The sequence below is a fragment of the Pseudoalteromonas undina genome (assembly GCF_000238275.3).
GTDB lineage: Bacteria > Pseudomonadota > Gammaproteobacteria > Enterobacterales > Alteromonadaceae > Pseudoalteromonas > Pseudoalteromonas undina.
The window spans coordinates 310,182-328,134 of sequence record NZ_AHCF03000004.1; the positions used below are offsets into that span (position 1 = coordinate 310,182).

The following is a 17,953-nucleotide window of genomic DNA, read 5'->3' on the forward strand; positions in this document are numbered from 1 at the left end:
TTAAATTTTGGGCTGCAATACTGTGCCCTATACACACATACAAAAAGAGAAGCGTGCTTTATGATCATCTTTTTTATTTGCCTGACTATTTTAATATTAGGCTATAAGTTTTATAGCCCGTTTGTTGAAAAACAAGCGGGTATGGACTCGACAGTAGACACACCACAGAAGCGTTTTAGCGAAGGTGTTGACTATGTTGCTATTCACCCTGTTCGTGCATTTTTAATTCAGTTTTTGAATATTGCAGGAGTAGGCCCCATATTTGGTCCCATACTTGGCGCCTTGTATGGCCCAGTAGCGCTGGTTTGGATTGTACTTGGTAACGTTTTAGGTGGAGCTGTACACGACTTTTTCTCTGGCGTAATGAGTATTAAAGAAGACGGTAAAAGTTTACCTGAAATTGCAGGCCATTATTACAACGTAGTATTTAAAGGCTTTATGCTTATATTTACTGCTATGTTGTTATTCTTTGTTGGTGTAGTGTTTATTATGAGCCCTGCAGGATTATTGAGTAACTTAGATGCATTTGAAGGCACCATTTTTGCTAGTAATACATTTTGGGTTCTCGCTATTTTAGCTTACTACTTTTTAGCCACGTTATTACCAATCGATAAAATCATCACTAAGTTTTACCCTATTTTTGGCTTGTTAATGATTGTAATGACAGTTGCTATTGCAGTCTCACTGTTAATCAACGCACCCCATTTACCAGTAGCTGGCGACTTTTTAGCGTATTTTGAAGCCGATCATGCCCACGACTTTTTAGCCCCAAATCCTGATGGACTGCCTACTTGGCCGTTGCTATTTATCACCATTACTTGTGGTGCCATTAGTGGTTTTCACTCAACGCAAGCACCTATTATTGCTCGTTGTTTAACTAACGAAAAATATGTACGCCCGGTTTATTATGGCGCGATGATGTGCGAAGGTATTGTAGGTTGTGTGTGGGCGCTTGCTGGTATTGCTGCCTTCCCTGAAGGTTATGCGGGTTTAAAATCGATGCTTGATTTAGGCGGTCCAGGCTTAGTGGTTAACCATATTGCAAACAGCTATTTAGGTGTATTTGGTGGTATTATGGCTATTATTGCTGTTGCTGTTTTCCCTATCACCTCAGGTGATACAGCGTTCCGCTCACTGCGCCTAACAATGGTGGATGCGTTTAGTATTCCGCAAAGTTTACGTAATCGTTTGTTGTTAGCGTTGCCAATTTTAACCATTGCTTACTTTATGACTAAGCTCGACTTCTCTGTTATTTGGCGCTACTTCGCGTTTTCAAATATGCTGCTTTCTACCAGTGTTTTATGGCTTGCTACTAAGTATTTATTTGACCGTGGTACATTCCACTGGATTGCTAGTATACCTGCTGTAATTGCTTCAGCTGTGACCCTGTCATACATAATGACTGCGGCAATAGGATTAAACTTATCAAGTGATTTAGGTAAACCAATTGGTGTAGCGGTTGCTGTTGTAGGCTTTATTGTATTGGCTTTTGTGCATTCAAAACATAAAGTGCGTCCAGCTTAAAACTACATAGTTATTAATGCAAAAAGCGAGCTTTATTTAAGCTCGCTTTTTTATGCTTGAACAAGTAGTAATTTAGTTAAAAGATTTATCAACTTTCTGATCACCAACCACTTATGTTGACTATCTACCGCTAAAAAGTCGCTTGTTCGAAGTAGCTAATATCATCTAGGGTTTTACTAATAATCATTGCCCCTTCTAATAAGCTAACTGTTTGTATTGCCGCCCGAGCAGGATTAAGCTCTCCATTTATTTGATGTGCTTGAGTTAACCAGGCTAAGTTTTTATTAAAAAACCGCTGAACTTCAACCCGCACTTTATCGGGTAGGCTGTCGCTTTCTGCACCGAGTAAGCCACATAAACACATCTTTTTGTCTATCACGAGCGCATTTCTAAATAACTGAGTGTAAATATCGATGGGATTTTTACCGTTTGCTTTATGTACATTCGGATCGCCAAGTACTGCAATAAAGGCATCGGTGTATTGATGCGCGAGTTCAGCGCCTAAATCAGCTTTCGTTGGAAAGTGATAATGCACACTGGCACTTTTTATACCAATCTCAGTAGCAAGTTCTCTAAAGCTAAAGTTGCTATAACCACCCAGTCGCACTTTATTTTCTGCGGCTTGTAGCAGGGCTGCTTTTTTACTCATTTTGATATTTCCTTGCTGTTATCTGAAAAAATTATCAACCAGTAGGTAGTTATTTTCAAGCTCTTTTGTTTTTAGTTTGCAAACATTTAGCGCTTGCTATAAATTACCTATCAGTAGGTAGTTTCTGTTTACCAATATAAACCTAAGTTGTCGTTAAAAATATAAGAGAGCATTATGAAAATTTATGACGTAGAAAATTACCCAAACCCATTGCAGGCTCGTATTGCACTTGCTGAAAAAAAACCGACTGAAAAAGTAGAGTTTGTTGCTGTCGATTTATTAAATGGGGAATACTGCAGTGAGGCATTTTTGGCAAAAAAACCTTAGCCAAGTATTGGCGTTTAGTTATAAATTAATAATTTGGAGTCAAATATGAAAATTGCTGCCGACTTTAGTCAACGTGTGGTGGTGCATAGTGAGTCACTTGAGTGGATAGCTTCGCCCATGCCGGGTGTTGATAGACGTCCACTTGACAGAGTGGGCGACGAGGTTGCTCGTGCCACTAGCATTGTACGTTATGCGCCAAACAGCCACTTTAGCCCACATACACATACCGGCGGTGAAGAGTTTTTAGTACTTGATGGGATATTTCAAGATGAGCATGGTGACTTTCCAAAAGGTACCTATATTCGTAATCCTCCACAATCAAAGCATACTCCTGGCTCAAAAGACGGTTGTATTATTTTTGTAAAACTATGGCAGTTTCAGCCAGAAGATCGCCAGCACGTGTGTATTCACACACAGCAGATGCAAGGGCAGAAAACCCCCGAGTTTAATGACCTAAATGTCATTTTGTTATATCAAGATACGTATGAAACAGTGAGTATTGTACAGTTTAATGCTAATCAATCTTTAACGCTCACGGTAAGTGGTGGCGCTGAGTTGTTGGTTTTGGATGGCACTTTACAAGAGCATAACGACACACTTGAAAAACACAGCTGGCTTAGAGTGCCTGTTAATAGCCAAATAAACGCTACCGCGGGTAACAATGGCGCAAGAGTATGGATAAAAACTGGCTATTTAAACGATGTAAAAAACCAAGTTAATCGGCTAAAAAAACATAATTAGCTCAAAAAATAAATCTGCATTAAGTGACTTTTTTGATCTGCTTCAAGTAAAAGCTTTTAACTATTGCCTATAATTTAAGCTCTTTTCATTCAAGGGTTGAGTTATGGTTAATTTAACACATGGTTTGTCGATTGGTATTGAGCGCTCAGGCAGTGAGTTTTTCTTAACACTTAAGGCAATTGGTACCTTAACTCACAAAGACTATGAAGTGATCACCCCGATGATCGATTCAGCGTTAGGCGAAGTTAAACATCCTATTGTTAATGTATTAATAGATGGCACTGAGTTAGATGGTTGGGAGCTTCGTGCTGCTTGGGACGATTTAAAACTTGGCTTAAAGCACAACAAAGAGTTTAAAAAAATAGCGATTTACGGCAATAAAGAGTGGCAATCTACCATAGCTAAGTTAGGCAGTTGGTTTATGTCGGGTGAAATACAATACTTTGAAAATGCCACTACCGCTCTAGAGTGGTTAAAAACCAATAATGCATGACGCTTAATAAAAAAGGCCAACAGTGGCCTTTTTTGTAAGTATCTTGGTTTATTTTGACAGTGTTTTTTGCGTGGGAAGCGCAGGAAAAGCGCCTTTAGCTAAGCATGCTTTTGAGCCACAGCGAAGACCAAAGTGAAGCGCTTTTTTTACTATTGACTCATCATTTAGCTTATCAGTAAGTGGCACTGCATTATCGCTGTGGTTTAAGTAGTACAGTACGCCAGCAATAAAAGCATCACCGGCGCTGGTGGTATCTACAGCGGTAATTGTTGGGGCTGCTTCACTGAGGGTAAAAGCGTTATGGTAAACAGTCGCTGGTGCCGGACCATCGGTTAAAAACACCAGCGTGACGCCTAATTCAAGCAGTGATTGTAAGTAGGCTTCAACTGATTGTTGGCGTTGCGTTGCTAAAAAATTTAACTCATCACGTGAGAGCTTAACAATATCGCAATACGCATAGCATGCATGCACGTTTTGCTCAATGTCATTGCTATTTTGCCATAAACTGTAGCGTAAATTTACATCAAAGCTAACGAGTTTGTGGTTGTTTTTAGCCTGCTTTAAAGCACACACAGTGGTTTTTGCTATAGCTGTATTGGTTAAGGTGTTTGAACAAAAGTGTAGGGTACTCAATTTATCCCAATTAATAAGCTTTAAATGCTCATTCGTTAACAGTAAATCGGCTGTTTGATGACGATAAAAGTTAAAGCTGCGTTCGCCGCTTTCATCTAGGCTGACAATAACCATAGCTGTTTGCGCGCCTTCTATGGTAAATAAATACTCAGTATCTACATTATATTGCTCAAGCGCATTAGTTAATTGTTTAGCAAAATAATCATCTCCCATACCGCCACAAAACGCAGCTTTGCCGCCGAGCTTTGCGTAACCTACTGCCACATTAGCTGGAGCACCTCCTGGAATGGGCAAATAAGCACTGTTTTGAGAGTCTTGAGGCAGCATATCAATAAGCAGTTCACCAAGGCTAAGTAATTTGGTCATAGTGTAAATCCTAAAAAACCTAGCATGGCTAGGTCAAAATTCAAGGGAGAATTATTAAAACTAGTGTAACAATCGCTGAACAAACATAGCTTCAGCGATTGTTACACTAAAGTTGGTTAGTTAAACGCGTATTTAAACGTCAATGACGTTGTACGGCCATTAATAGCACGTGCGCGTATAATGTTGTTATCAGGTATTGAGCCTTCTTCTGCTTCAGTAATACCTACCGTATCGAATAGGTTATTTACGTTTAACGCAATATTAAGGTTTTCTGATAAATCGTAGCTTACAAAGCCATTTACTTGAGTGTAACCATCAAACTTAAGATCGTTATTATCTTGAGCATAGGCATCGGTAGTACCAATAAAGCTTAGGCCTGCAGAGCCTTTTTCATAAGTGTAACGTGCCATTAATGAGTAAATTAAATCAGCTTGGCGACGAGGCGTATTACCAACCACTTCAGGGGTAAGTGCATCTTTTGCAATTTCAGCGTCTGTCCACGTTAAATTACCACGAAAATCCCATGCATCAATAAAGTAGGTTGATTCAACCTCAATCCCTTTTGCTTCATATTCGCGGTCAAAAAAGGTTTGTGATGTCGCTTCAAAGTTTTGCTCTTCAGTCTCAGCATAAAATGCCGTGGCAAAAACTGACAGTGAATCAAAGCGCTTTTTAATACCAAACTCATACTGGTTTACTTCATCAACGGCATCTTCATCGGCTACTGAGCCATCGGCGCGAACTTTACCAAATAAAAGTCGGTCAGCATTGGCGCGACCGCCTTTACTCAGTCGTGCAAACGTTGCAAGGCTTGAGTCAATTTGGTAATTGGCACCAATTGAATATGATGCGTAATCCCAGTCGTAATTAACAGGGCTAGCATTTGCAAGGTCAATACCTGCAACATTTTGTTCAGGAACAGAAATCACACCGTCGCGATTCATATCAACGGTTGAGGTAACCGCGCCTGCATAGTTACCACGTGCTTCACCGCTGTCATAACGGGCACTAGCATCAATACTTACGTCACCCACCTTAGTTGAAAATGCAACATAGGGTGCACGAGTGTCGTATTCTGTGTCGTAATCACGTTGGCAACAGTTACCCCAAAAAGGCGTGCCATAAGCGTATAAGCCATTTTCAGAGAATTCAGTCCCATCGGCGGCTGTTACATTTAATAGCGCAGCGTTATCACCTTTGAGCTCCATTAGGTAGGAATTCCATAACCACGACATAGCAATATTTTGGGTTGACGCATAATAGCCAAAAGTAACGCTAGTATCATCGCTTAGCGATTTAGTCAGTTTGAAGTCGTTAACAATTGAGTCAAAGTCGTTCATGGTTACGTCAAACGTATGAATACGCATGGCTAAATCATCGTTAAATGCAGCACCTGTGGTCGCATTACTAAGCGTTGCGCCCACACCACCAATACTTTGCGCTATAGCTGATGCATCGCCAACTTCAGCTGGGATCAATGAATTAAAATTACCGCTTACAGATGATTTACGAAAACGATTTTCAATACGCCAATCGTTGTCTAAATCAAATACAGCCTCAAAACCAATTGAGTCAACTTGCGGATTCATACCATCGCGAATATCGCCGTTGCTTATTTGATTTTCGCCGTTTAAGCGCACTGTTTTAGTAAATAATGCCGAATGCGGGGTATCTGATTGTGCGTCAAACCCAGGAATTGAGTCACCATTTGCATACATTGGCATAGGTAAGTAGCCAACACTTTTATCATCTAAATGTTTGTAATAAAGACGCACGTATCCATTTTCAAAATCTTTGGTCAGGTTGGCTTTAATTTGCCCACCTTTATTTGATGTGTAACCTGTTTCACGTGGGCCTTCACCTTGACGCACAAAACCACCAACATGAAAGCGTACAGTGTCATTTAAATAGGTGCCATATTCAAAGTCTGTTCGAATAGTATCGTAATCTAGACCAAGTGTAGTTGATACGCTGCCCGATTCGTTTTCGCCATTTTTTGAAATGAAATTAATTATGCCACCCGGTGCATTACTGGCTGCGGTAGAGGCTGAACCACCGCGAATAGATTCAATAGTTTGCACTGTATTATCTAAGCGCATAAAAATATCAGCATTACCAAATGCAATATCGCCATATTGTAAAACAGGTAAGCCATCTTCTTGAAGCTGTAAAAATTTAGCACCACCAGAGGCAACCGGTAAACCACGTACTGCAATGTTGGCGTTACCTTCACCGCCGGTTGATTCTGAGCGAACCCCAGGAATAATTCTAAATGCCTCAGCAGTAGAGCGAGGCGTAGACACCTCAACTTGCTCAAGCGACACACTGCTTACAGAAGAACTTGACGCCATTATCGTTGTACGGCGGGGAACACCGGTAACAACAATTGTTTCTAGCCCTTTGTTAGCTTGCGCTTGTGTATTTTGCTCTTGTTGTTGTGCATTAACGCCTTGGCTAACGGCGAGCGCTAAAGCACTGATCAGATATAAAGGTGTGTTGTGTGTTGTCATGTGAACGCCTCGTTTTAAACCCAAAGGGAAGTTGTTATTTTTACTTAATCGATTAAGTAAAAATAACAAAGTTTTTACAATAAGCAAATTGTTTTGTTAATTATTTGCTGTTTTTTTACTCAAACATTGATTTTTATAATGTTTTTATAGCATTAAAAGTTGTTTGTTTACTCAGCGACTAAGTTACTTTGCTCTAATGCTGTTGCTGATGGGTCACGAATATAATTAAATAGCATAGCCAAAAATAATATGACTGCGAAACCCGTAGCTAAATAAAAACCGTAGCGCACGTGTCCAAAGTAATCGCTGATCATACCCATAAATAAAGGTGCTAAGGCGGCTGACAGTGCGGTAAAAAATAATATAACGCCGGCTACTGCGCCGTGTTGATGCACAGGAAAACACGATATTCCCTTAGAATTTAAAGTAGGGTAGACCATCGACATAAATAAACCTGAGAGAGGCAATAAAGCCACAGCCCAATCAACGCCGCCATAAAGAGTGCCAACGTAACACAGCGCAATGCCAAAGCTTAAGTAAGCCATAACTCCTTGCCAACTAAACCTATTCAGTAACCATACCGCAATAAAACGCCCTGCAGCACGTAACACAAAAAAGATTGTAAGTGCGTAAGTGGCCAGCAGCGGCCATGAGCCAGTGTAATCTTTTAGTAGAGTAGGCATCCACACGTATATGGCGACTTCGGTGGCAACATATAAAGCAATTGCAAGTGAAAAACCCAGTGCATAAGGATTTTTAACCATTTTCATAGTCGTTTTTAGTGAGGCTGGCTTATCTGTACTTTTTACCACAGCAGGGTAATCGGCACGCCAAGCTAGCAATGCCAAAATCAAACACATAATGCCAGCAATAATGTAAAGGTAAGTCCAACTTACATTTTGAACCAGCAGCACGCCAACTAAAGCAGGGCCAACAATGGCACCAATGCCAAAAAAACCTTCTACTTTATTCATGGTTTTGGTGTGCTCTTCGTTGCTATTAGAAATATCACCTAAAAGCGCCAATGCACCGGTTTTAAATAAACCAATGGCGAGGCCAATACAGCACAGTAAAAAAACAAAAAATATAAAGCTGCTACTAATCGCAAACAAAAAACAACTTGCAGAGAATATTAATAATCCAAGCATAATCGTTTTTTTACGGCCAAGACTATCGGCTAAAAAGCCTAGAAATAATCCACTTATTGCAATCATGGCCATAGGCGCATAATGAAACGCACTGGCTTGGGTCATACTTAAACCAAAATCGCTTATGAGTTCGGGAATGATCATGTCAACGGCGTCAGAGGTCATGGCAAACATAAAAAACATCATGTATGTGAGCCAACGAATTTGTTGCAACGGATCGCTGCTTACGTGTGTGTGTGATTTTGTCATTTGCTTTTCCTCGTTAAATGCTTGGTAACACACATTAAGTTGTCAGTAACTTATTGTAGTATTAATCGAGCCACGATATTTGTATGTAAAATATTTAAAAATTACTTGTAAATTCTCACTTGCTAGTTAAAGATATATCTTAATCGATTAAGTTTCAACTTGGTAATCACACATGATGAAGAATAAAGTTCAATTGATCACATATGCTGATCGAATCACCGGTAAAGATATAAACGCATTAACAGCACTTCTAAAGGGTCCACTTAAAGACGTTTTTGCAGGGGTACACTTATTACCATTTTATAACCCAATAGATGGTAGCGATGCAGGTTTTGACCCAATTAATCACAGTGAAGTTGATGCCCGAATAGGAACTTGGTCAGATATTCAAGCACTTGGAAAAGACCATGATTTAATGGCCGACTTAATAGTAAACCATGTATCGGCGCAATCGTTTCAATTTCAAGATGTGCTGGCCAAAGGCAAAGGATCTGAATTTTGGGATTTATTTTTAACTAAAGAAGACGTATTCCCTAATGGCATGAGCAACCAAGAACAACAAGCCATTTACCGTCCGCGTCCTGGAAGCTGTTTTACACCAATGAAATGCGGTGATGGTCAAACGTATGATTTTTGGACCACCTTTACCGACAACCAAATTGATATAAATGTAAAAGTAGAAGCAGGCATTGCTTATTTAAATAACGTACTTACTAAATTTTCTGCTAACAACGTAAACATTATTCGTTTAGATGCAGCGGGTTACGCCATTAAGCAAGCAGGTACTAACTGTTTTATGCTCGATGAAACATTTGCCTATTTAGATAAACTCTCAAAGCAGGCAAATGATTTAGGCATGGAAACCATTGCTGAAATTCATAGTCATTATCAAACTCAAGTTGACGTGGCTAAGCGCGTAAACATGGTGTACGACTTTGCCCTACCACCGCTTATTTTACATAGCTTATTTAATAATGACGTAGACGCACTGCTTAAGTGGTTACAAATTTCACCACGTAATTGTTTAACTGTACTAGACACCCATGATGGCATTGGCATTATTGACGCGGGTCCAATGGGCGATAAGCCAGGGCTGTTAAACGCATCTCAAATAGATAATCTAGTAGAAACCATGCATGCCAACAGCAATAACCAGAGCCGTAAAGCAACAGGTGCAGCTGCAAGTAACGTCGACCTCTATCAAGTTAACTGTACGTATTACGATGCATTGGGCGCAAATGATTTTGATTACTTATTATCTCGCGCCATTCAATTTTTTGCACCGGGTGTACCACAAGTGTATTACGGTGGTTTATTTGCTTGCAAAAATGATATGGAGCTTCTGGCGAGCACGAATGTTGGTCGTGACATTAATCGCCCTTATCTAGATGCCGCTAAAATAGATGAAGCGCTAAATAAGCCGGTAGTAAAAGGATTAATAGCGTTAATTAAAATACGTAATGAACACCCTGCATTTGCTGGTGAATTTACTGCTCAAGGTGGCGCAAGTGTATGTTGTTTAATGTGGAAGCTTGAACAACAGTCAATTTCTTTGAGTATTGATTTTACAAGTCGTACCGCACTTATTACACAGGTTAATGGTGCTCAAGAAACCACTTTAAACTTACAAAGTTTATTAGTTTAAATAGCTTTATTTGTTGAAAACCAAAAAGCCAAGCAACTTAAGCTTGGCTTTTTTATCTGCGCTACTAACAGCGCTCAGCTACTTGCACCAATATCGAGTGCGTAACCTACTTCGTGTTGTTTTTCTTCTTTAGAAATAAATAAGTTAGCAGCTATTACACCTTTTTCTTGGCTATTTTGATGAATAGTCGTAAGGCGAGGCACAAAACGGGCTGCTTCTTCTATGCCATCAAATCCAACAATACGTAGCTCATTCCCTATTTTTATCCCTTGTTTTATTGCTTCTCGCATGGTGGCGAGGGCGATTAAATCACTCATACATATAATCACATCAGGGCGTGGTGAGGCGTTTAATACTTCTTTTGCAGCTATGCTGGCAAAACGCTCGCTACTTTCAGGAATATTCCAAATGCGGTCGTCGGCTACCGTTACATTCGCTTCATTTAACGCACGCTGATAACCTCGTAAGCGTTGGTGAGAAATAGATTGACCCGTTTCAAACTCATGATGTTCGTAAACTCGGCACAATACATTTTCATCGAGTAATCTCAAGCCCAATATTGCCACGTTATCAGTTGCACTGTGCAAAACATGTTTGGCTATTTCGTAACTGGCTTGTTCGTTGTTTATATTAATTGAGGCGTTGCGGGCAATATCAAAATCCACAGTGACCACATGTTTTTGTACTGTTTTTAGTTGCTCTACTAGTGCTTTATTGCGCGGGCGTCCATAACAAATAAAGCCATCAACAAAATCAACAACATTATTAAGGTTGTCGCTATTGCCTGAAAACAATAAAACATTAATGCCGTTTTTTTCAAGCACTGAGGTTACACCACGCATAAAGCTACTCGCGACAGGGTCTGACACCATATATTCCACGCTATCTGGCAGCACTAAAGCAACAATATTAAATGTGCCACTTCGCAAAGATTGCGCCGCTTTATTAGGGCCATAATAACCGAGCTCTTTACAAGCTTTAAGTATGGCTTCGCGGCGTTTAGCAGAGAGTTGATCAGGGCGATTAAACGCATTTGATACCGTAGCATTAGACACACCTAATTCTTTGGCAATACTCTTTAATGTCCAGCGGGTGGGTTTACTCATCGGCGACTCTTAACTACTTAGCAGGGAATTAGTAAATTAACATATTAGGCTGTTTAATATAACAAAAACTGTTGTATTGAGTTAATGCCGACACTGTTTAGGTGCAATACCAAAAGTTTGCTTAAATAAACGGCTAAAATGACTGGCGCTATTAAAACCAAGGTCGTAGCACACTTTACTTATAGCTTGGCCTTCTAATAAAAGCGTGCGGGCTTTTTTAAGCCTAAGTTGTTGCTGCCAAAGCGCAGGGCTGGTGCCAAAAGCGAGTTTAAATTGCTGGTAAAACTTACTACGACTCATACAAGTTATTTTGCATAAGGTGTCTATGTCGAGTGTGTCGCTTAAATGCTCTTCAATGTATTGCAGTGCATCACTCACGTTACTTTTTAGACGCAGTTTATCGCAGTTTGCCATTAATAAATCACGGCTTTGTTGTTGCAGTAAACGGGTGATCAATTCGTTTAACGATAAATCAATTAGGTAGTGTCGCTCGGCGCCTTGCTCACTAAATAAATGCACCATTCGCTCTAATAACTGCTGAGTTTGCGCATTATGTTGGGTATGCACTAAATTAGGGCTGTATTCAAATAAGGTATCACTAGCAAAGTTTTGCTGCATATTAAGCGCATTAGCCACATTGGTTATTTTATCTGTGCTGATTTCAATCGCTAAACAGGTGGTAGGTGAGTTGAGAGTTGCCTGTGGAAAATCAATCAGCACCCCTTGCTCGGGCGCTAATACAAACGATTCGTGGGGTAAAAACGCTTTATGATAATGACTATTCTCAACATGCATAATTTTCTTGCCACTGAGCATGGCACAAAACAGTAATTCGTTTGAATGCAGCGCCACTTTTTGCGCACTTTTATAAGTATCATAAATACTCAGTTCGCTGTTGTCGGCAGCAAAGCTCACTTTGTTTTCAATAAGTACATCAAGTTGTTGGCGTTTTTTATTTAACTGTGACGAATACATAATCAGCCTTTTTAATGATTAAATCGTTTGGACTCACAGACAATTTTTTTGGACTGCTAATCAAGTTTTTAAGCGCTTAATAGTCTAATGTCAATCAATACCGATTAAATATAAAGCAACTAGCTACATTACTCTAACAAGTTGCTGGTATTTCGGCTTAGACTTTTAGCTAACAACAAGAGAACACACATATGATTTACGCAAATCCAGGCACAGCAGACGCACTCATCACATTTAAACAGCAGTATGGTAACTATATTGGCGGCGAGTGGGTTGAACCCGTTAATGGTCAATACTTTGAGAATATTAGCCCTGTAAATGGCAAAGTGTTTTGTAAAATTCCCCGCTCTGACAAAGACGATATTAATTTGGCGCTTGATAAAGCGCATGCCGTAAAAACGCAGTGGGGCACCACCTCAGTTACCGAGCGCAGTAATATTTTATTAAAAATTGCTGATCGCATTGAACAAAATCTAGAGCTACTTGCAGTGGCCGAAACATGGGATAACGGTAAAGCCATTCGCGAAACCCTCGCCGCGGATATTCCACTTGCTGCGGACCACTTTCGTTACTTTGCCGGTTGCTTGCGTGCTCAAGATGGCAGTATTGGTGAAATAGACGAAACCACGGTGGCGTATCATTTTCATGAACCATTAGGTGTTGTAGGGCAAATTATTCCGTGGAACTTTCCAATTTTAATGGCTGCATGGAAACTAGCACCTGCACTTGCAGCTGGTAACTGTGTGGTACTTAAACCTGCTGAGCAAACACCCGCCTCAATATTAGTATTAATGGAAATTATTGGTGATTTACTACCCGGCGGCGTGCTAAACGTAGTAAATGGCTTTGGTAAAGAAGCCGGTGAAGCACTGGCAACTAATACGCGTATAGCTAAAATTGCCTTTACAGGCTCAACCCCTGTGGGTTCACATATTTTAAAATGCGCAGCTGAAAATATTATTCCTTCAACGGTAGAACTTGGGGGAAAATCACCTAATATCTTCTTTAACGATGTTATGGAAAAAGACGACTCATACCTAGATAAAGCAATTGAGGGCGCTATTCTTGCCTACTTTAACCAAGGTGAAGTATGTACTTGTCCATCACGCTTGTTCATTCAAGAAGATATTTATGAGCAATTTATAGAACGCATTTTAAAACGTACCAAGCAAATTAAACGCGGTAACCCGCTAGACAGCGAAACCATGGTAGGTGCGCAAGCCTCTAAAGCACAGTTTGATAAAATTTTAAGTTACATAGATATTGGCAAACAAGAAGGTGCTGAAGTACTCAGTGGCGGTCATGTTGAGCAACTTAGCGATGAGCTAAATGGTGGCTATTACATTCAACCTACTTTATTAAAAGGCACTAACGATATGCGCGTGTTCCAAGAAGAAATTTTTGGCCCCGTTATTTCAATGTCGACCTTTAAAGACGAAGCCGAAGCGCTCGAATTGGCTAACAGCTCAGAATTTGGTTTAGGCGCAGGTGTATGGAGCCGTAATATGAACCGCGCTTATCACTTTGGTCGCAAAATAGAAGCCGGTCGCGTATGGACCAACTGTTACCATATGTACCCAGCACACGCTGCGTTTGGCGGTTATAAAAAGTCTGGTATAGGCCGCGAAACGCACAAACTCGCGCTCGATCATTACCAACAAACTAAAAACTTATTAGTAAGTTACAGCGAAGATCCCCTTGGCTTCTTTTAATAAGGCGTTTTAGTTTAAACAAACAACCTATAAGTAATGAAAGCGCTGCATTGTTGTAGCGCTTTGTTTTTTTAAAAACTAATACTGATAGCATTTGATTAGTGGTTAATTATAATAATAAAGAAATGATTTATTAATGACGCGAAATAAAACCTCAGTGAATCATGCACAAAGAGGGTAATAAGGCGCTGGGTTGAAAAAGTAGATTAAAGGTTCTAGCTCAGGGCTGTTTGTACAAGCTCACAGCTCGTCACTCGAAGCCGGCTCATTTTCTCCTCTGTGTTTAAAAAGGCTTTAGTGAATTAATCACAAAAAGGATTATGGTGATGTTTGAAACGATTGCGATTTATTCAGGGTTAATAGCCACATTATGGATATTCATTGGTGTTTATGTAGCAAGTCGGTTTTATAAAGGTTACAGCCATTCTAAACAATTTTGTAGTGAATTAGGTGCAACAGGAAGCCCAACTGAAAAACTGTCACCGCTAATTAATAATTATCCTTTAGGTTTTCTATTTTGCTTTTTTGGCTGGTATTTGGCGCAATTGGCTAATGTTTCTATATTGGTTAATATCGCTGGTTGGTTAGTTATAGTGCATGGTATTGGTACCTGGGTTGCGGGTTATTTTCCTATGGATGCTGACCCATTTACTAAACATCCAACTTTTAGCTGCAAGGTACATTCTTGGGCTGGTTTTATTATGTTACTTTCGTTGGTTGTAGCACCAATATTAATAGCTATTAGTCCAACCACAGAAGTTATCTCTCTATACTTTCGTGTTTTTTCAATTGTTTCTGTTATCGCTACAGTTTATTATCTGTTTGCTATGGCTAAAGCAATAAAACTACAAAGTAAACCTGGTACCTATCAACGTATCTCTTATGGTATTCAATTAAGTTGGTTAAGTGTTTTTTCAATAGCATTAATTTAAAACAATCACTAGTGCCTATCATTTGTTTAAACGTTAGGCTTGTCAATCTAAGAAATACATCAGCATTGTGTTGATTTTAGCTCATTATTTGGGCTTATAAATTAAGGAAGACTCATGAATATAAACGATACCAAATTACGTTTTATTTTACTAAGAGGTCCTTTAGGCTGGGGAATTTCTACAGCTATTTTATTTCAATTAATCATGCACCTTACAGGTGAGCAAGATTTTTTTGATGGAATCATTTCATCTTTAATAATATTTCCTTTAGTAGGCATATTATTTGGATACTTTATGTGGCATTCAAAACATAAAAAGAACTAAATAACTGAGAGACCTACCTTAATTACTTGGTTTTTTTGAAAGTTTTTAGCTGTAATTACAAGGAGGTTTGAGTGAACATTTGTGAAACCCAAAGATTGCTTATTCGGCAGTTTTCAATTGATGATGTGCCGGCATTAAGTAAAATTCTTAGTGACGATGAAGTGATGAAATACTCAATTCGTGGTGTGTGCGATGAAGCCGCAACTGGTGAATTTATAAAGTGGTGTTTACAATGCTACGATTCATATGATTTGGGCCCATGGGCACTAATAGATAAAAACAGCGATTTATTGATTGGATTTTGTGGTATTTCCCCACAAAGTGTTGCGGGGAACGAAGAGCCTAATTTAGGGTATCGATTAGCGGTCGATTTTTGGAATAAAGGCTTAGCCTGCGAAGCGGCTAAAAGTGTTTTAAAGTATGTGTTTACTCAAACTACTCATCAATCCGTTGTTGTTATTATTGAACCTGAGCATATTGCGTCATTGAGAGTAGCAAAGAAAATTGGCTTTACAGATTATAGCAATCATGAATTTCACGGTCGTGCCGTACAGTTATATCGATTAACAAAGGCGCAGTGGAATGAATGGACTTCTTTAGATGTTGCTTATGTAGCTACCTAAAGCTCAAGATAGTTAACTTTGGTTTGTTAAAAGAAAATTTTTAATGGATATAGATTCTCACATAGTTCAGCTTGAAAAAAATAACCGAAAGTTATTTAGTGCCTCTCATCATTTGGGACTTACGATAGCGATGGCTGTTATTATTTTGTTGTTAATGTTTTATTTCAGCCCATTGATAGGGCTTGCTTGTTCAGGTTTTGCTGCTTTCTTTTTAAACTTTTTCTATTCACAGTATACCTTTAGAAAACTCAACGCCCGCATAACACTACTGCAAACCAAAATTGAACAAACCTCTAAGTAAGCTGTTGCTCTTAATTTAAAGCCAGTTCATTTTAAATGTTACTCATTGTTAGCTGCTTTTATTGTTGCTAAGTTATTGCTGTAAAAAAGTTTGCTGATACTTATTGGATTTAAGATATTTTTAGTTCCACCAAATGAGTTTACAGTAATTATATAGCCTAATTTAAAATGGATTTTCATGAACATAAAAACAAAAATAGTTAGCCGTACTTTATTGAGCGCTTTATTAATTACGCCTACCTTGAGCATGGCCGAATTATCGCTAACTCCTAAAACCCCAGAGCAATGGCGCAGTGTTACTGAGCGTGATATTGAAGCTGCTTACAGCATATCGGCAAAAAATCACCCTGGCATGTTTGATGTTAACAACCCAGCCTTTCCTGAATTATTAAAGCAAGCAAAAGCAGAAGCACTTGCACTTTCTGCTAAAGCGAGCGGACCACAGGTTCATGTTGCAGCAATTGCGCGTTTTAGTACTGTGCTACAAGATGGTCATGCCGGTGTGTTTTCACGCGTTGAACGACCTGCTCGTCGCTGGCCTGGTTTTCGTGCAGTTTGGCGAGGTGATGCATTAAAAGTGTATTACAGTGAAACAGATAATATAAATAAAGGCGACGTGATAAGTGGCTGCGATGGGCAAAGTACCGAGACGTTAATGCGACAAAGAGTGTTTAAGTTTCATGGACAGGTTACACAGCCTGGGCATTGGTGGCAGCAAGGTTGGCGATTACTTGTTGATGAGGGCAACCCATTTTTAACACCTCTAAAAGAATGTCAATTTTTTAGAGCCAATGGACAATCCTACAGTAAAACCCTTGATTGGTCTGTTCAGCCAAAGAGTGTAAGTAAGCATTTAACACACGCCTATAATGGGGATGAGCTTGCAACCGATTTAACTTGGCCTGCACAAAACACTGCGTGGATTGCTATGCCTAGTTTTGCAAATAACGATAAGCAAACTAAAGATTACAATAATCTTTATAAGAAGGTGACGAGTCAACGTTCCAAGTTACTCAGTGCAAAAGCGGTGGTTTTAGATCTTCGTCATAACCAAGGTGGCTCGTCGTATTGGAGCTTAACGCTTGCAAAAGCGTTGTGGGGTGAGCAAATTGTTGAACAAAAAATGGATAGCTACTCACAAAATAGCCGGGTTTGGTGGAGAGCGTCGAAAGACAATACTAACTATGTAAAATCGTTAATTGACGTGGTAAAAGATCAACCTGAAGTTCATGAACTGATTAAAGAAATAGCAGCAGGTATGGCGCAGTCACTTGAAAATAATAAGCCATTTTACATTGAAGAGCTGCAAAATAAATCAAACCTAAGCGAAAGTACGATACCAGTAAGTGACTTCAAAACACCGGTTGTTGTTATTGTACCGCCACAGTGTGCAAGTGCCTGTCTTGACGCCATTGATGTATTTAAGCAGTTTTCAAACACTCAGTTATTTGGCGCGCCAAGCAGTGCTGATTCATTGTATATGGATGTTCGATTAGCCGAGTTACCCTCAGGGTTAGGTAAAGTGATTATCCCTAATAAAGTGTATGTTAATAGAGCAAGAGGAAAGGGTGATTACTACAACCCCGATATTGCCTATAACGATATTGATTGGACAACCGACAAGTTATTAGAAAAAATTAAACATTTATGAAAAAAGCCGCTCAATGAGCGGCTTTGACTTTTCAATTATAGGGGG

16 protein-coding genes and 1 pseudogene are annotated in these 17,953 nt (G+C 39.5%); 11 read left to right on the forward strand and 6 right to left on the reverse strand.

Annotation, left to right across the window (positions count from 1 at the left end; all coding sequences use genetic code 11):
* Window positions 1-60: 60 nt before the first annotated feature.
* A complete protein-coding gene (locus PUND_RS16390) occupies window positions 61-1,524 on the forward strand; it encodes a carbon starvation CstA family protein (protein WP_010389308.1) in 1,464 nt (487 codons plus the stop codon).
* Between the two features lie 130 nt (window positions 1,525-1,654).
* Here the strand turns inward: PUND_RS16390 and PUND_RS16395 are convergent, their stop codons facing one another.
* The gene (locus PUND_RS16395) at window positions 1,655-2,173 is read right to left on the reverse strand and encodes a TetR/AcrR family transcriptional regulator (RefSeq protein WP_010389306.1); all 519 of its coding nucleotides are present in this window, start codon (window positions 2,171-2,173) and stop codon (window positions 1,655-1,657) included.
* 174 nt (window positions 2,174-2,347) lie between these two features.
* On the opposite strand from PUND_RS16395, the pseudogene PUND_RS16400 reads away from it, so the two are divergent.
* The 3 genes and pseudogenes from PUND_RS16400 to PUND_RS16410 form a co-directional block, all read left to right on the forward strand.
* Window positions 2,348-2,497: pseudogene (locus PUND_RS16400) on the forward strand (thioredoxin domain-containing protein); the annotation flags it as partial.
* Window positions 2,498-2,545: 48 nt separating this feature from the next.
* On the forward strand, window positions 2,546-3,241 hold the full coding sequence (locus PUND_RS16405) for a cupin domain-containing protein (RefSeq protein WP_010389303.1): 696 nt from the start codon (window positions 2,546-2,548) through the stop codon (window positions 3,239-3,241).
* 103 nt (window positions 3,242-3,344) lie between these two features.
* Window positions 3,345-3,734 carry a SpoIIAA family protein gene (locus PUND_RS16410; protein WP_010389301.1) on the forward strand — a complete coding sequence of 130 codons (390 nt, stop codon included), beginning with the start codon at window positions 3,345-3,347 and terminating at the stop codon, window positions 3,732-3,734.
* 48 nt (window positions 3,735-3,782) lie between these two features.
* Here the strand turns inward: PUND_RS16410 and PUND_RS16415 are convergent, their stop codons facing one another.
* The 3 genes from PUND_RS16415 to PUND_RS16425 all read right to left on the reverse strand — a co-directional run bounded on the left by PUND_RS16415 (window position 3,783) and on the right by PUND_RS16425 (window position 8,640).
* A complete protein-coding gene (locus tag PUND_RS16415) occupies window positions 3,783-4,733 on the reverse strand; it encodes a carbohydrate kinase family protein (protein WP_010389299.1) in 951 nt (316 codons plus the stop codon).
* A 116-nt stretch (window positions 4,734-4,849) separates the two neighbouring features.
* Entirely contained in the window at window positions 4,850-7,243 is a 2,394-nt protein-coding gene (locus tag PUND_RS16420) for a TonB-dependent receptor (protein ID WP_010389296.1), read from the reverse strand.
* Between the two features lie 167 nt (window positions 7,244-7,410).
* Complete coding sequence (locus PUND_RS16425) at window positions 7,411-8,640, reverse strand: MFS transporter (protein WP_010389293.1); 1,230 nt, start codon at window positions 8,638-8,640, stop codon at window positions 7,411-7,413.
* Between the two features lie 172 nt (window positions 8,641-8,812).
* On the opposite strand from PUND_RS16425, the gene gtfA reads away from it, so the two are divergent.
* The gene (gene gtfA, locus PUND_RS16430; RefSeq protein ID WP_041709293.1) at window positions 8,813-10,285 is read left to right on the forward strand and encodes a sucrose phosphorylase; all 1,473 of its coding nucleotides are present in this window, start codon (window positions 8,813-8,815) and stop codon (window positions 10,283-10,285) included.
* 74 nt (window positions 10,286-10,359) lie between these two features.
* On the opposite strand, the gene PUND_RS16435 is transcribed toward gtfA, so the two are convergent.
* Together PUND_RS16435 and PUND_RS16440 are read right to left on the reverse strand one after the other, a co-directional pair.
* Window positions 10,360-11,391, reverse strand: coding sequence for a LacI family DNA-binding transcriptional regulator (locus tag PUND_RS16435; protein ID WP_010389289.1), 1,032 nt, complete (start codon window positions 11,389-11,391; stop codon window positions 10,360-10,362).
* Window positions 11,392-11,472: 81 nt separating this feature from the next.
* Window positions 11,473-12,366, reverse strand: coding sequence for an AraC family transcriptional regulator (locus PUND_RS16440; protein WP_010389287.1), 894 nt, complete (start codon window positions 12,364-12,366; stop codon window positions 11,473-11,475).
* Between the two features lie 191 nt (window positions 12,367-12,557).
* Between PUND_RS16440 and exaC the strand changes: the two genes are divergently transcribed.
* The 6 genes from exaC (at window position 12,558) to PUND_RS16470 (ending at window position 17,908) form a co-directional block, all read left to right on the forward strand.
* Window positions 12,558-14,078: an acetaldehyde dehydrogenase ExaC gene (gene exaC / locus PUND_RS16445; protein WP_010389285.1), complete on the forward strand. Its 1,521-nt coding sequence runs from the start codon at window positions 12,558-12,560 to the stop codon at window positions 14,076-14,078.
* A gap of 326 nt (window positions 14,079-14,404) precedes the next feature.
* Entirely contained in the window at window positions 14,405-15,010 is a 606-nt protein-coding gene (locus PUND_RS16450) for a DUF998 domain-containing protein (RefSeq protein ID WP_010389283.1), read from the forward strand.
* Between the two features lie 114 nt (window positions 15,011-15,124).
* Entirely contained in the window at window positions 15,125-15,334 is a 210-nt protein-coding gene (locus tag PUND_RS16455; RefSeq protein ID WP_010389281.1) for a hypothetical protein, read from the forward strand.
* Window positions 15,335-15,405: 71 nt separating this feature from the next.
* Window positions 15,406-15,957, forward strand: coding sequence for a GNAT family N-acetyltransferase (locus PUND_RS16460; RefSeq protein ID WP_010389280.1), 552 nt, complete (start codon window positions 15,406-15,408; stop codon window positions 15,955-15,957).
* A gap of 43 nt (window positions 15,958-16,000) precedes the next feature.
* Entirely contained in the window at window positions 16,001-16,258 is a 258-nt protein-coding gene (locus tag PUND_RS16465) for a hypothetical protein (RefSeq protein WP_010389279.1), read from the forward strand.
* Window positions 16,259-16,435: 177 nt separating this feature from the next.
* The gene (locus tag PUND_RS16470) at window positions 16,436-17,908 is read left to right on the forward strand and encodes a S41 family peptidase (protein ID WP_010389278.1); all 1,473 of its coding nucleotides are present in this window, start codon (window positions 16,436-16,438) and stop codon (window positions 17,906-17,908) included.
* Window positions 17,909-17,953: the final 45 nt, after the last annotated feature.

Bases quoted from the DNA above. Each gene is read 5' to 3' on its own strand.
- PUND_RS16405 (WP_010389303.1), top strand. From the start codon at position 2,546: ATGAAAATTGCTGCCGACTTTAGTCAACGTGTGGTGGTGCATAGTGAG.
- PUND_RS16450 (WP_010389283.1), top strand. From the start codon at position 14,405: ATGTTTGAAACGATTGCGATTTATTCAGGGTTAATAGCCACATTATGG.
- PUND_RS16455 (WP_010389281.1), top strand. From the start codon at position 15,125: ATGAATATAAACGATACCAAATTACGTTTTATTTTACTAAGAGGTCCT.
- PUND_RS16440 (WP_010389287.1), bottom strand. From the start codon at position 12,366: ATGTATTCGTCACAGTTAAATAAAAAACGCCAACAACTTGATGTACTT.
- exaC (WP_010389285.1), top strand. From the start codon at position 12,558: ATGATTTACGCAAATCCAGGCACAGCAGACGCACTCATCACATTTAAA.
- PUND_RS16435 (WP_010389289.1), bottom strand. From the start codon at position 11,391: ATGAGTAAACCCACCCGCTGGACATTAAAGAGTATTGCCAAAGAATTA.
- PUND_RS16395 (WP_010389306.1), bottom strand. From the start codon at position 2,173: ATGAGTAAAAAAGCAGCCCTGCTACAAGCCGCAGAAAATAAAGTGCGA.
- PUND_RS16415 (WP_010389299.1), bottom strand. From the start codon at position 4,733: ATGACCAAATTACTTAGCCTTGGTGAACTGCTTATTGATATGCTGCCT.
- PUND_RS16410 (WP_010389301.1), top strand. From the start codon at position 3,345: ATGGTTAATTTAACACATGGTTTGTCGATTGGTATTGAGCGCTCAGGC.
- PUND_RS16390 (WP_010389308.1), top strand. From the start codon at position 61: ATGATCATCTTTTTTATTTGCCTGACTATTTTAATATTAGGCTATAAG.
- PUND_RS16470 (WP_010389278.1), top strand. From the start codon at position 16,436: ATGAACATAAAAACAAAAATAGTTAGCCGTACTTTATTGAGCGCTTTA.
- PUND_RS16420 (WP_010389296.1), bottom strand. From the start codon at position 7,243: ATGACAACACACAACACACCTTTATATCTGATCAGTGCTTTAGCGCTC.
- PUND_RS16425 (WP_010389293.1), bottom strand. From the start codon at position 8,640: ATGACAAAATCACACACACACGTAAGCAGCGATCCGTTGCAACAAATT.
- gtfA (WP_041709293.1), top strand. From the start codon at position 8,813: ATGATGAAGAATAAAGTTCAATTGATCACATATGCTGATCGAATCACC.
- PUND_RS16465 (WP_010389279.1), top strand. From the start codon at position 16,001: ATGGATATAGATTCTCACATAGTTCAGCTTGAAAAAAATAACCGAAAG.